General features: G+C 63.4%; 12 protein-coding genes. 11 read left to right on the top strand and 1 reads right to left on the bottom strand.

What is annotated here, in order from left to right:
• Window positions 1-261: 261 nt before the first annotated feature.
• The 10 genes from extH to extS all read left to right on the top strand — a co-directional run bounded on the left by extH (window position 262) and on the right by extS (window position 10,260).
• The gene (extH, locus tag JFN90_RS01190; RefSeq protein ID WP_199393275.1) at window positions 262-1,677 is read left to right on the top strand and encodes a selenite/tellurite reduction operon rhodanese-like protein ExtH; all 1,416 of its coding nucleotides are present in this window, start codon (window positions 262-264) and stop codon (window positions 1,675-1,677) included.
• 56 nt (window positions 1,678-1,733) lie between these two features.
• Window positions 1,734-2,939 (top strand): selenite/tellurite reduction operon porin ExtI, encoded by a 1,206-nt coding sequence (gene extI / locus JFN90_RS01195; protein WP_199393276.1) that lies wholly within the window; start codon window positions 1,734-1,736, stop codon window positions 2,937-2,939.
• Window positions 2,940-3,007: 68 nt separating this feature from the next.
• The gene (gene extJ, locus JFN90_RS01200) at window positions 3,008-3,328 is read left to right on the top strand and encodes a selenite/tellurite reduction operon protein ExtJ (protein ID WP_199393277.1); all 321 of its coding nucleotides are present in this window, start codon (window positions 3,008-3,010) and stop codon (window positions 3,326-3,328) included.
• Between the two features lie 66 nt (window positions 3,329-3,394).
• Window positions 3,395-4,747 carry a multiheme c-type cytochrome (seleno)protein ExtKL gene (extKL, locus tag JFN90_RS01205; protein WP_268898628.1) on the top strand — a complete coding sequence of 451 codons (1,353 nt, stop codon included), beginning with the start codon at window positions 3,395-3,397 and terminating at the stop codon, window positions 4,745-4,747.
• Between the two features lie 213 nt (window positions 4,748-4,960).
• Window positions 4,961-6,784: a selenite/tellurite reduction operon c-type cytochrome ExtM gene (gene extM / locus JFN90_RS01215; protein WP_236018789.1), complete on the top strand. Its 1,824-nt coding sequence runs from the start codon at window positions 4,961-4,963 to the stop codon at window positions 6,782-6,784.
• Complete coding sequence (gene extO / locus JFN90_RS01220) at window positions 6,738-7,994, top strand: selenite/tellurite reduction operon b-type cytochrome iron-sulfur cluster-binding subunit ExtO (protein WP_199393280.1); 1,257 nt, start codon at window positions 6,738-6,740, stop codon at window positions 7,992-7,994. The genes extM and extO overlap by 47 nt, the downstream gene beginning before the upstream one ends.
• Entirely contained in the window at window positions 7,949-8,341 is a 393-nt protein-coding gene (locus JFN90_RS01225; RefSeq protein ID WP_199393281.1) for a QcrA and Rieske domain-containing protein, read from the top strand. The genes extO and JFN90_RS01225 overlap by 46 nt, the downstream gene beginning before the upstream one ends.
• 100 nt (window positions 8,342-8,441) lie before the next feature.
• On the top strand, window positions 8,442-9,062 hold the full coding sequence (locus JFN90_RS01230; protein ID WP_199393282.1) for a cytochrome b N-terminal domain-containing protein: 621 nt from the start codon (window positions 8,442-8,444) through the stop codon (window positions 9,060-9,062).
• On the top strand, window positions 9,059-9,472 hold the full coding sequence (gene extQ, locus JFN90_RS01235; RefSeq protein ID WP_199393283.1) for a selenite/tellurite reduction operon b-type cytochrome membrane protein ExtQ: 414 nt from the start codon (window positions 9,059-9,061) through the stop codon (window positions 9,470-9,472). The genes JFN90_RS01230 and extQ overlap by 4 nt, the downstream gene beginning before the upstream one ends.
• The gene (gene extS, locus JFN90_RS01240) at window positions 9,448-10,260 is read left to right on the top strand and encodes a selenite/tellurite reduction operon c-type cytochrome lipoprotein ExtS (protein ID WP_199393284.1); all 813 of its coding nucleotides are present in this window, start codon (window positions 9,448-9,450) and stop codon (window positions 10,258-10,260) included. The genes extQ and extS overlap by 25 nt, the downstream gene beginning before the upstream one ends.
• An 80-nt stretch (window positions 10,261-10,340) precedes the next feature.
• Here extS and JFN90_RS01245 read toward each other — a convergent pair whose 3' ends face one another.
• Window positions 10,341-11,543: a methyl-accepting chemotaxis protein gene (locus tag JFN90_RS01245; RefSeq protein WP_236018790.1), complete on the bottom strand. Its 1,203-nt coding sequence runs from the start codon at window positions 11,541-11,543 to the stop codon at window positions 10,341-10,343.
• Window positions 11,544-11,759: 216 nt separating this feature from the next.
• On the opposite strand from JFN90_RS01245, the gene JFN90_RS01250 reads away from it, so the two are divergent.
• Window positions 11,760-12,878, top strand: coding sequence for a glycosyltransferase (locus JFN90_RS01250; RefSeq protein WP_199393285.1), 1,119 nt, complete (start codon window positions 11,760-11,762; stop codon window positions 12,876-12,878).
• The last annotated feature ends 7 nt before the right edge of the window (window positions 12,879-12,885 follow it).

Consider the following 12,885-nt stretch of genomic DNA (forward strand, 5'->3'; position numbering starts at 1 on the left):
GCCTCCTTCTGACATAATAAGACGGTAGATCGATAATTTGTGTCGAGTTGTGCGGTGGCGGGTGCTGCGCCTGCCAATGTTACACGTTGCTTCTGTTCATCTTGTTGCTCCTTTAGTCTTCAATTCAACATTCTTGACACAAAACGAAAATATTTTAACTTTCACAGTGGGTTATCTTTGACAATGCTAATTGAGTGGAAAGGAGGAGTGAACACTTAAACCCAGTCGGACGTCACAATTTACCAATCCAAAGGAGGTTGTATGTCGGAAAAGATGATGAAGAGCAGGGTATTGCTGTTCTCGCTGCTCGGTCTGGTGGCCGTTGCGGCTCTCAGCATCTGGGGGTGCGGTGGCACCAGCTATGACAACCCGGCCGAGAAGGCAGTTACGACCAAGACCGCTACCGCGCTGATCACCGCGGCCGACCTGAAGGGGTGGATCGATGCCGGCCTGGTGAACAAGCAGGGGGGGTACGACCGTGTGGTGATTCTCGATGTCTCCAACAACGACTCTGACACATCCAACAAGTACAACACCGTGGGCCATGTCCCGGGTGCCCAACTGGTTTCAACGGGATCCGCGGCCTTCATGGACAATACCCGTGCCGAGGGCCCCTTCAACGTCACCGGCAGCATGGTCTTGACCGGCGCCGCGATGGACACCATCATCCAGACTGCCGGCATCGATGGCAACACCACCGTCGTCTTCACCAACAACGCAACCAACACGGTCAACGTGGCCCGCGCCTACACGACGTTCCGCTACTGGGGTTTCCCCAAGAACCGACTCAAGGTTCTGCAGGGCGGAAACGCGGGATGGGGCGCTGCCGGTTACCCGCTGACCAAGGTTGTTCCCACCGTCACCAGATCGAGCTTCGGCGTGGCTCAGAACGGCACTACCAGGGTCAACACTGACATGCGCGTCTCCCTTCCGGAAATGATCGCCTACGTCCAGGGCATCGTCGCGGGCAATGCCGGCAAGGTCACCCTGGTCGACACCGTGCGCGGTGCCACCAACCCGCTGGCGACCGTATCGTCTACCACGGACCTCCTGGTGAGCGGCAACGCCTACACACCGTTTGACGGCGCCATCAAGGGGTCATATTCCTATGGCGCTCCGGCGATGGTCGCACCGGCGGGGACCCTGAATTTCAAGGACGCCGCCACCATAAAAGCGGACCTCGCAGCGGCATTGGGTACCGACGGCGTGGCTACCCTTGGCGCGGCAGGGCGCGACGCAACCAGGACCTTCATCTCCTTCTGCCGGGCCGGCAACTATGCCTCGGTCGGCTTCTTCGTTCTTGACGGCATCGCCTACTACAACGACCCGAACGTGGAAGTGAAGTGGTATGACGGCTCCTACGGCCAATGGAACCTCCTGGCCTCCTCGGATCACACCGCGGTCAATACCGCGGGCGCCACGGTTCCGGCGGGCGGCAAGCTCGCCGTTGGCTCGATCTGGGACACCACCGCGTTGATGGAGAACCTGACCTGGAACGTGGGCCGTTTCCACACAGGAACGACCCAGCGCATCATCGTCGACTACGGCGCACGGGTGTACACGGTCGAGCCGAGCTTCGCGGAAGGGAACCAGATTGAGACTGCGGACCGGGCCTATCGCAGCACCGTGAGCGCACCGGCCTCGGGCGGTTCCGGCAGCGGCGGTGGCGGCTGCTAGGTTATGGGGCTTGTGTGCCCCTGCGGGGGCTGACCTACAACGAAAAGGAGTGATCTATGCTGAAAATGCCTAAGATATCGACCGTCGCCGCGACGACGCTGGGGGTTGCGCTTATGGCCGGCACCGCCTTTGCCGGTCCCAGGATGACTTTCGGCCCCAACGACGAGGGGGCGCTGCAGCTGGACTACAAGGGGCAGTTCCAGATGACGTTGCGCGACAACGGCTCCGGGGACAACAACGAAGACACGACGATGAACTTCAACTTCCGCCGTAACCGCTTGGCCCTCATGGGCAAGTACGGCGACATGATGTCCATCTACGTGCAGACCGAGTACACCGATGACCCGAATGTGACCCCGCTGGACGTGGCCAGAGAGAACCAGGGCTCGAACTTCCAGCTCCTGGACGCGGTGGTCCGCTTCAAGATCGACAACGCCTTCCGGGTGAACGTGGGCAAGTTCAAGTACAACCTCTCCCGTGAGAACCTGGAGGCCTGCGAGATGCCGCTCACCCTGGACCGCTCGCTCTTCATCCGCGTCCCCTTTACCACCACTCGTGATACCGGCGTCGCGGTGTGGGGTAACCTCTTCAACGACATGTTCCAGTACCGGCTGGACGCCATGGAAGGACGCAAGGCCCTTTCCGGAGATGCGACTCCGGCCTCTAAGTTCCGCTATTCGGCGCGTGCCCACGTGACCCTGCTCGACCCGGAAAACGACTACGGCTACAAGGGAACCTACCTCGGCAAGAAGAAGGTCGCCACCTTCGGGGCCGCGTACCAGTTCGAACCCGACGTCGCCTACGGCAACACCGTGTTGAAAACCGACAAGAAGGACTACAAGGCGTGGACCTTCGACGGCTTCGTGGAGTACCCGGTCGAGGGGATGGGAACCTTCACCGCCTCCGGCGCCTACGAGAAGATCGATCTTGATCACGCCTACCTGGGTGACAATCCCGACTTTAACGTGGTCGGCATTAACGGGGAGAAGAACGGCTACTACGTCAAGGCCGGCTACATGCTCCCCAACATCCCGTTGCAGCTGTTCGTGCGCCACGAGGACTGGAAGTTCGCGAACCTGAACGGCATCTACAACCAGCGCATTTTCTGGACCGGCGGTGGCATGAACTACTACCTGCGCGACCAGAACCTGAAACTCACCTTCGAGGCCAACTCCACCGGCTTCCGTTACGGCAGCGGCACCTCGGCCGACGAGACTGAGGACTTCATGACCTACGTAACCCAGCTCCAGGTAATCTTCTAACCACAGACAGCCAAAGGGGACTGGCTCCGCCAGGTGCCAGTCCCCCTGGGCTTACAGGAGGAAAAGCGATGTTAGCTAAAACGATGCGGATAGCGGCGACGACACTGGCCATGCTGAGCATGGCCGCCATGACCTTCGCGGCGGGGCCCGCCAAGGGGAAGGTCACCAAAGTGGAAGGCGAGCAGGTCACCGTGACGCTGGAGGCGGCTCCGCCGGCGTACATCAAGAAAGGCGCCATGGTGACGGCTTTGGGCGGCTCTCCCAAGGTGCTCGCCGTGCAGGGCAACGAGGTGACGCTGAAGTTCGGCAAGGCCAAGGCGGAGAAAATCAAGGTCGACTCCGCAATTTCCCTCTCCGAGTGCGAGGGGGATGAACTGCAGGGCTGCTGATAAGGAAGGGGCGCCCCGCGCGGCGGGGCGCCCCTTCTTCGCCCCCAAACCGGAAAGGAAGGGATCATGAAAAGACAAACGGCGCAAGTAACCCTGGCGGCGGCCCTGCTCCTGGGTGTGCTGGCGGTACCGGCATTCGCTGGAAAAGCCGGCATCGGCTGGCAGGAGACCATCGCGGCCAAATCGGGCAAGGCGAAGACGCTCGCCGAACTGGCCAAGATGTACGATTCCAGCTCCTGCGTGGAATGCCACCAGGAACAGCATGACCAGGCCTCCAAGTCGATCCACTCGCGTTCCCTCTTCGGAACGGCGCGCACGGCGATGACCATCATGACCACCATCGAGAACGGGTTGACGGAGGAGCCTTATTCCGGGGTCAAAAGTCCCAAGGACGTCAAGGTCGAGCACCTGATGGGGTGCGCCAAGTGCCACCTGCCGCAGTTGGCCGACGCCGAGGACTCGGTGGCCCAAGAGCTGGTCTCCACCCTGTACGGGTGGAAGGAGGCCCGCGCCAAGAAGGATAAGGAAGGGGCCAAGAAGCTCGAGGAGAAGCTGAAGAGCGTTTCCATCAACTGCCTGGTCTGCCACAACAGGAACGCCATCACCCACAAGTGGCAGGACGGCTATCCCAAGGCCGGGGTGGTGTACGGTTCCAAGGACGGCGATCATCCCTCGGACAAGTTCCCGAAGATGGCCAAGAGCCCGATCATGGACCAGGCCATCCAGTGTGGCCAGTGCCACGGCTTAGGACCGAACCTGGAACTCGACGAGCCGACTCAATGCTGCACCTCCTACGGCAGCTACCTCTGGGTCTACAAGGCCGAGGTGGGACAGGAGAACTGCCAGGACTGCCACATGAAGAACTCCAAGCTCGGCCACAACATCCAGGCCTACCGCGATGCGGCCATGACCGACAAGGCGGTCGAGTTCAAGGCCGAGGCCTTCGGGTACTACTGGCGCGACGGCGCCAAGATCAGGCCCCGGGCCGTGGTCAAGGTCGAGATGCTGAACAAGGCGGGACACTCCATCCCCGACGGCTGACCGACCCCCAACCGACTGGTTCTGTCGGTAATCGGTAAGACAAAAGACGGCAAGGAAGTGTTCAACCAGGAGAAGATTTACATGCCGGTCCCGCAGCAGCTGGCTCGTGGGGACCGGATGGGGCGCGGCCCCTATGAGAAGAGCGGCCTGATCGAGGACACTGGGCTTCCCCCGGGCAAGCTCGTGAAGGAGCGTTTCGAGATCTTCTATCCGCTCGAAGAAGTGGAAGTGAACGGCAAGACCGTCGAGAAGCCGTCGGCGTACGACCTCGACGTGGAAGTGAAGCTGACCTATCTCCCCTTCGGCACTCCTAACAGCGATCCATTCGTCTGGAAGGAGTTCACCAAGAGGGTGAGCATCAGTCAGAGCGGCAAGTAAGGCGAAAAGAAGGTTCCTGGTTTGTGATGGCCGGCATTCACCGCGATGCCGGCTTTTTTTGTGTATTGCTCATGAAAGGTTTTGGAGAATGGCGTTAATTTGAATATAATGCGCTGGAGCTCAGGGGAAGAAGCGACGGGTGCCATGAAAGCGACTGGGAGCATGAAAAAAAAAGCGGTAAGCGCAGGCGGTATAGGGACACTCCGCCGCGGTATGTTGCTCCTTTCCTTGCTGCCCATCCTGGCGCTCGCCGGCTGCAATGGCAAGAGCCAGGCGGGGGAGGGGTGTCTCGCCTGTCACGCCGGCATTGAGCACGCCTCGGCCACGCACCGCGACTGCGTCGCCTGCCACGGCGGAGACGCTAAGGCCACGGAGAAGCAGGTCGCGCACCGCGGCATGCTAGGGCGCAGCAATCCCTCTTCACCGGAGCACTGGGACAAAAGCTGTGGCTCCTGCCACCAATACCAGCTGGAGCGGGTCAAGTCGAACCTGATGTACACGACGACCGGGATGATCCGCAACATACGGCTCACCTGGGAAGGGCCGAAAGAGGGGGAGTACGCCAGCCGCGCCGGGGATGTCTACGATCCCGCAGGAAAGCCGTTGCAGCTCAAGCCGGTGGCGGAGCTCGACCACGTTTCCGGGGAGCTGTACCGCAAGTTCTGCTCCCAGTGCCACGTGGCCCGGGAGAGCGGGGAGGTCTACGGGGCGAGCCACGCCTCGGGATGCGCCGCCTGCCATTTCCCCTACAACGACCGCGCCGTCTACCGGGGGGGCGACGCCACCGTGCGGGGCCGCGGCCCCTACGCGGCGAGCCACGCCATGGAGCGACTTCCGGGCAACGAAGTCTGCTCTCGTTGCCACAACAGAAGCGGGCGCATCGCCTACTCCTACCAGGGGCTGAACGACGGCAACAACTCGCTGGTGCCGACCCGCTTCGGGCTCCCGGGACCGCAGCTTGCCAGCGGCAACAGGAACCTGACCCGCATCGCCCCGGACGTCCACTTCGCGGCCGGGATGGATTGCATCGACTGCCACACCTCGCGCGACCTCATGGGGGACGGCTACTCCCACCGCAACATGTACCTGCAGACCGAGATCGCCTGCGAGGACTGCCATGGCGGCGCCAAGCCGCCGCGCTACCGCGAGATCGCCAGCGAAAGCGACGAGGCGCTCCGCGAGTCCCAGGGGTACCGGGTGCAGATGCGGCAGGGGATGAAGATGATCCTCACCGCCAAGGGGCGCGCCTACTCCAATGTCTTCTACAAAGACGGCACGGTGTGGGTGCTGGGCAAACGCAGCGGCAAGCTGTTCAAGAGCCGGGTCATCACCGGCACCCCGGAGCACACCGTGGTCGGCCACGGCCGGATGGAATGCTACTCCTGCCACAGCCGCACCGTGGTCCAGTGCTACGGCTGCCATACCAGCTACGACAAGACCAGGACCGCCATGGACTACGTGAAAGGGGTGCCGACACCGGGGCGCTTCAGCGAGAAGGAGGATTACCGCATGCTCTACCCCTTCCCGCTGGCCCTGAACCAGCGCGGCAGGATCTCCACGGTGACCCCGGGATGCCAGACCTTCGTCACCGTGGTGGAGCCGGAGGGGACCCTCTCCAAAAACGAGTACGTGGCGCGTTTCAAGGGGAAACAGCAGCTCCGCTTCGCCCCCTTTTATTCGCACAACACCGGCAAGAAGGCGATCGGCTGCGGCGAGTGCCACGGCAACCCCGCCTTCCTCGGTTTCGGGCAGCACGTGGTCTCCGGCAGGAACATTGAGGGGACCATGATCTGCGAACAGTCGGCGGACAAGCCGCTGGACGGCTTTCTGACCCTGCAGGAGGGGAAGGTGCGGGCCTACTCCGCCATCACCCGCGAGCACTCCCGGCCGCTCAACGCCAGCGAGGTGCGGCGCGCCCTGGCGGTCAACCTCTGCTTGGTCTGTCACGACAAGGCGGCCGACACCATCTATCGAAAGGAGCTGGACCATCGTGCGCTCAATGATGCGCTGCATCGTCGCCTTATTCCTGCTCCTTAGCGCGGCGCTTGCGCTGGCCGGGGAGAACTGCACCGTCTGCCATAAGAAGGTGGTCAAGGGGGTGCACCGGGGGCTTCCCTGTCTCTCCTGCCACCTGGACGAGACCAGGACCCTGGCGAACCCTGCCTCCCGGGAGAGCGGCGCCGCCGGCTGTATCGGCTGCCACAAGGGGTACGCGGCGCTCTTCGATCAGCCTATGGGGAGCCGGCGGGGGGAACTGGACTTCGTGGCGGCGAGCTACGGCCGGACGGACCCGGGTTTCTTTGCCAAGAACTGCGGGGCCTGCCACTTGAAGGGGTGCACCGACTGTCATGCCGGAAAGGGGCACGAGATCGGCAAGCCGCGCGACCGCGACTGCTTCGCCTGCCACAAGGGGTACTTCGTCGGGACGGACTATTACGGCATGGCGCCACGCGAGGACAGCATGCGCTACCAGCGCGGCGAGGTGGCCTACGGCGAGGCGTACCTGAAGATGACTCCGGATCTGCACGCGGAGGCGGGACTTGTCTGCGGCGACTGCCACTCCATGGCAAGCCTCGCCGCCGGGCGCAAGGCTGCCAAGGGGTGCCGGGACTGCCACGAGCCGAAGCTAAGCGTGCCGGAACACCGCATCACGGCGCACCTGGAGAAGATGGAATGCTGGGCCTGCCACTCCGCCTGGGCCGCGCAGGAGTATGGCACCTTCTTCCTGCGCTTCACCAACAGCCCCTCACAGGAGCTCTACGGGCTGCGGCGAGACCAGGGTGCCGAGGAGTACCTGAAAAGCGCCTACCTGCGGCGCCAGGACGCGCCACCGCTCGGGTTGAACGGGCGGGGGAAGGTGAGCCCGATCCGCCCCGAATTCATCGCCTACTTCACCGACGTGAGGAACGACCGGGCGATCTGGGACGAGAACCGGCTCCTGGCGGCGCGCTGGAAGGCGTTCTTTCCACACACGGTGCGCCGGGGCACAGTGATGTGCGAGGGGTGCCACGGCAACCCGCGCCGCTTTCTGAGGGAGCCCACAGTGGACCGCATCTACCAACTGCAGGCAGAGGGGATGACGCTTTCCTCGTTCTGGGACGCGACGGGGCAGCAGGTCAGTAACGGTTCCTTCTACCCGGAGCGGCGCTATCTGGAACTGAATCGAAAGAGCACGGCCTATCGGAGGGCCTACCTGGAAAAATGGCAGAACTTGGTCAATCACGTAGAACCTTCCTCGGCACGCTGATCACGCTGGCGGCGGGGGGATGGTTCTTGGGGAAGTTCCTGACCCCGAAGGGGAAGCGCAAGAAGACGCTGCTCACCGTGGCCCAGAGCGACCTCCCGCGCGACGGCGCCCTGGTGTATCGGGAGGCGCGCATCGCGCTTCTGGACCGGGGCGGGCAGGTCTACGCTCTGGACCTCGTTTGCACGCATCTGGGCTGCACGGTCAACGTCACCCCCACCGGTCTTGTTTGCCCCTGCCATGGCTCAGAGTTCGACCGGGAGGGAAGGGTGCTGAAGGGCCCCGCCGACCGGGCGCTGCCGCGCTACAAGGTGGAACTGGTGGGAGAGAACTATCACGTGCACGTGTAGGGGCGAATAATCATTCGCCCCGCCACTCCCGCAAGTGAAGGGGGAAGTCGGCGGGAGCAGGGAAACTGGTGTCACAGGTGAAACAGCGGGAGCAACTTACTTGATCGAAGACTTCCTTAAACATCTCTTTCCGCGGGCGGTGCTGCAACGAAACCTCACCCTCTCCTATACCCTCTGCCTCGGAGGGCTGGCCTTCACCTGTCTGCTCCTTTTAGCCGCATCCGGGCTGCTGCTCCTTTTCTACTACCAACCGAGCCCGGCCGCGGCCTACCCGTCGATCCTCCTCCTGGAGTCCTCGGTCTGGGGAGGGCGCTACCTGAGAAGCCTGCACCGGCTCGCCAGTCACGTCTTCCTGGTGCTGATTGTCCTACATACTCTGCGCGTCATCCTGACCGGCGCCTACCAAAAGCCCCGGCAGCTGAACTGGCTGGTCGGCTGCGCCCTCTTCTTCCTGGCGGTCTTCGAGGGATACACCGGCTACCTCCTTCCCATGGACCAACTCGCCCTCTGGGCTACCCAGACCGGCATGGAACTGCTGCACACCATGCCGCTGGGCGGGGCGCTGCGCGCCGCGCTGGTTCCGGACGGGGTGGGTGAGCCAGCCTCGCTGCTACGCTTCTACGTGCTGCACATCCTGATGATCCCAGCGGCGCTCTTGTTTCTGAGCGGGCTTCACTTCTACCGGATCAGGAAGAACAAGGGGGTGCTCCCCTACCTATGAAACGAGGCTACCTAAAGAGTTCGCCGCACTTCTTCCGGCTCATCAAGATCGCGCTGGCCCTGACGGTACTGGCCCTCATGGCCCTTGCCTTGCTGATCCCGGCCCCCCTGCAGGAACAAGCCAACCTCGCCCGCGTTCCCAACCCGGTCAAGTCAGCATGGTTCCTGCTCTGGATCCAGGAACTGGTCAGCTACTCCAAGTACCTCATCTACCTGGTGCTGGCGCTGGCTGCCTGTTTCCTCGCTCTTCCCTGGCTTACCCGCTCGACGGCGGACTCCGCCCGCTGGTTCCCCCGCGAGTGCCGGGTCGTCAACTGCGCGGCGCTCGCCACCTGCATTCTGGTGCTCGCGCTGACTTTCGTGGCCATGTTCTGCAGAGGTGCCAATTGGCAGTTCGTTTCCCCTTTCTGATCGCGCTGGCGCTCGTGGTTGCTCCGGTGGCCGCACACGGGGCGACACCCTCCTGCCTCAAGTGCCACCCCACACACTATGGTTCCCTGGGAAGTTGCGTGACCTGCCACGGCGGCGACCCCCGCTCGGACCGGCCCCGCATCGCCCACCACGACCTGGTGCCGGGACGCTTCGCCTGGTTTACCGTTCCAGGCTCGGCACCCACGCGGCGGGGGCGCGACCTCGTGGAGCAGTTCGCCTGCCGGCGCTGCCACATTGTGGCGGGGAAGGGGAACCGGCTCGCCGCCGACCTGGACCGGCTCCCGTCGGGAACCACGGGGCAGACGATCTTCGAGGCGATCGGCAATCCGGCGCTATTGATGCCCCAGTTTCACTTCGACGAGCGGCAGAAAACGGATCTGGTTAATGCAGTGCTGGCGGGGGCGCGGGAGGAAACGGCCAAGGGGGGACGCGGCAAGGGGGAGTCGCCCCAGGTTGTGCATTTTCAAGATGGCGACACCCGCCGCGACAACGTCTTCGAGAAACGGTGCGGCGCCTGCCACCGGGCGCTCACGCGTACCCTTGGGGGGCTTGGACATGGCGCCATCGGTCCCAACCTCTCCGGGCTCTTGTCGGAGTTCTACCCGAAGACCGCCGAGGGGCGTACTCCCTGGGGCCAGGGTCCCCTGAAGAAATGGTTGGATAACCCGAGGCGAAGCCGGGCGCAGACCCAGATGCGGCCGGTAACCCTGCCGGAAGGAGAGCTGGAAAAGCTGGTGGGGATTCTGACGGACCGGCAGGGGCGATAAATAAAGCAGCCCCGCCGGATACCGGGTCCGGCGGGGCTTTCCCTCCCCGTCTCAAGGAGGTGAGAGGCGGGGTGGACTCGTTAGCCGCGTACGATCTCCTCGAGGCTGCTGGCTATGGTGGTCGAGGTCGCGGCCTGCTCCTCGGACGCGGTCGCGATCTGCCCGATGACGTGTTCGATCTGCTCAATTGAGTTGACGATGTTGGCGAGCGAGCTATCCACCTGGTGCGAGAGCGCCTCGCTCACCTCGGCCTCGCTCTTGCCGCGCTCGATCGATTCCACCGCCAGGACTGTTTCCTTCTGGATCTCCTCGACCATGAGCCGGATCTCCTTGGTGGAGGCGACGGTGCGGTCGGCCAGGCGACGGACTTCGTCGGCCACCACGGCGAAGCCGCGCCCCTGCTCGCCGGCCCGGGCGGCCTCGATGGCGGCGTTCAGCGCCAGCAGGTTGGTCTGGTCGGCGATGTCGTTGATCACCGCCACGAACTCGCCGATCTTCGACGATTTTTCCCCCAAGTTCCCCACGATTCCTGCCGAATCCCTGACGATCTCCGCCACCTTGCGCATCTCGCTCACGGCCTGACTCACCACGCTCTGTCCCTCGCGGGCGTTGCCGGCCACCTCGGCGGCGGAGTCGGCGGCGTTGACCGTGTTGCGCGCAACCTCGTTCACCGTCATGCTCATCTCTTCCATGGCGGTGGCGATCTGGGTCACCCGCGTCTCCAGGTATTCCTTGCGATCGATGGCCTCACGCTGGTGCTGCGCGACCGCCTTCTCGGCCGTGATGTCGTTCCAGCACGCCATGTAGCAGAGCACCTTGGAGGGGTCACGGCTGTCCCATATGGGGTAGGTCGAGGTGCGCAGGGTGACCTCGCCGATGGGAATTTCGGCGGTGTGCGGCATTCTGCCGCGCGGCTCTCCGAAGATGGTGCGGATGCGGGCCGGGTCCTTGTGGAACTGGTGGATGCTGTTTCCCGCGGCATTGGCGACGTCGGCGCCGCGCAGTCCGGCGTTCAACTGGCCGCGAAACTGCTGCATCAGGGCCTGCGCCTGCTTGTTCATGTAGATGATCTTGTTGTCATGGCTGGTATCGCAGAGCATGACGATGTTGTCGACGTTGTCGAGCATCTGGGCCATCTTCGCGATTTCCACCGCCTGTTCGTCTACCTTGGACTGGCAGGAGTTGCCGAATAGCTTCATGAGTTCTCCCTCCGCGCCTGGCAGGGCGCTGCTTCGGTGGGTGCTCGCCCCGGCGCGGAGTTGCGCGGGGAGATGCAGGATCATGTATCTTCATCGGCAGGAAAGGCTAAAGCTTTAATGGGAGCCGGCACTTTGGACCTTTTTTGTATGGGAGTTTCAGCTTCGTGCGTTGCGTGACTTCCCTTCACGTTCGCTCATGTTAAAATGCTCTACTGTCGTTTTGGCCGGGAAAATGCCCACAGCGGCATCATAGCGCATGGCAGCCACCCTGACGCTGGCGGCCGTCAACAGGAGGCGGGGATGCACGAAGAAGCAATCATCGTTTTTTCCCACCTGCGCTGGAGCTTCGTTTACCAGCGCCCGCAGCAGTTGCTGGCGCGCATGGCGGAGCGACGCCGCGTCATCTTCTTCGAGGAGCCGGTGTTGGACCCGGAGGTGGCGCCTTTCCTGGAGTGCTCGAACCCCGCGCAGGGGGTTATGGTCTGCCGTCCGCACACGCCGGTGCAGCGCCCGGGCTACCACGACGAACAGATCTCCTGCCTGGTCCCGCTGCTCGAGGAGCTCCTGCGCGAGGAACGGCTGGAGCGCTACCTTGCTTGGTTCTACACCCCCATGGCGCTGCCGCTGGCGGCCCCCCTCAAGCCGCGCCTGGTGGTTTACGACTGCATGGATGAGCTCTCCGGTTTCCTGGATGCCCCGAAGGAGTTAGCGGAGCGGGAGCGCGCCCTGCTGAAGTGGGCAGACCTGGTGTTCACCGGCGGCCCCAGCCTGTACCGCGCCAAGCAACGCCACCACGCCCGGGTCTACTGCTTCCCGAGCAGCGTCGATGCCGCCCATTTCGGCCTTGCCTGCGATCCCACCATCGAGCACGAAAATCAGCGTCCCCTGCCGCGCCCCCGCCTGGGCTATTTCGGGGTGCTGGACGAGCGCCTCAACCTCCCCCTGCTGGACGCCCTGGCCACCTCCCATACCGAATGGCAGATCGTCATGGTGGGGCCGGTGCTGAAGATCGCCCCGGAAACCCTGCCGCAGCGCGAGAACATCAGCTACTACGGCCAGCAGCAGTACGCCGAGCTCCCCCGTTTCGTGGCGGGATGGGACGTATGCCTCATCCCCTTCGCCCTGAACGACGCCACCCGCTTCATCAGCCCGACCAAGATCCTCGAGTACATGGCCGCCGAGAAGCCGGTAGTCAGCACTCCCATCACCGACGTCGCGGAGCCCTATGGCGACATCGTCTTCATCGGGGATGACATCGCGAGTTTCATCGCCGGGTGCGAAGGGGCCCTGGCCCTTCCCCGGGCGAAGCAGCGGGAGATGGTGCAGGCGATGCGCGCGGTGGTGGCGGGAACCTCGTGGGATGGCACGGTCCGAGCCATGGAGGAGCTGCTGACGGCCACGTGGCCGCCGATCCGATAAGCGGACC

This window comes from Geomonas propionica, from assembly GCF_016458235.1.
Classification (GTDB): domain Bacteria; phylum Desulfobacterota; class Desulfuromonadia; order Geobacterales; family Geobacteraceae; genus Geomonas; species Geomonas propionica.

Bases quoted from the DNA above. Each gene is read 5' to 3' on its own strand.
- JFN90_RS01245 (WP_236018790.1), bottom strand. From the start codon at position 11,543: ATGATCCTGCATCTCCCCGCGCAACTCCGCGCCGGGGCGAGCACCCAC.
- extQ (WP_199393283.1), top strand. From the start codon at position 9,059: ATGAAACGAGGCTACCTAAAGAGTTCGCCGCACTTCTTCCGGCTCATC.
- extH (WP_199393275.1), top strand. From the start codon at position 262: ATGTCGGAAAAGATGATGAAGAGCAGGGTATTGCTGTTCTCGCTGCTC.
- extI (WP_199393276.1), top strand. From the start codon at position 1,734: ATGCTGAAAATGCCTAAGATATCGACCGTCGCCGCGACGACGCTGGGG.
- JFN90_RS01250 (WP_199393285.1), top strand. From the start codon at position 11,760: ATGCACGAAGAAGCAATCATCGTTTTTTCCCACCTGCGCTGGAGCTTC.
- extJ (WP_199393277.1), top strand. From the start codon at position 3,008: ATGTTAGCTAAAACGATGCGGATAGCGGCGACGACACTGGCCATGCTG.
- extM (WP_236018789.1), top strand. From the start codon at position 4,961: ATGTTGCTCCTTTCCTTGCTGCCCATCCTGGCGCTCGCCGGCTGCAAT.
- JFN90_RS01225 (WP_199393281.1), top strand. From the start codon at position 7,949: ATGGCAGAACTTGGTCAATCACGTAGAACCTTCCTCGGCACGCTGATC.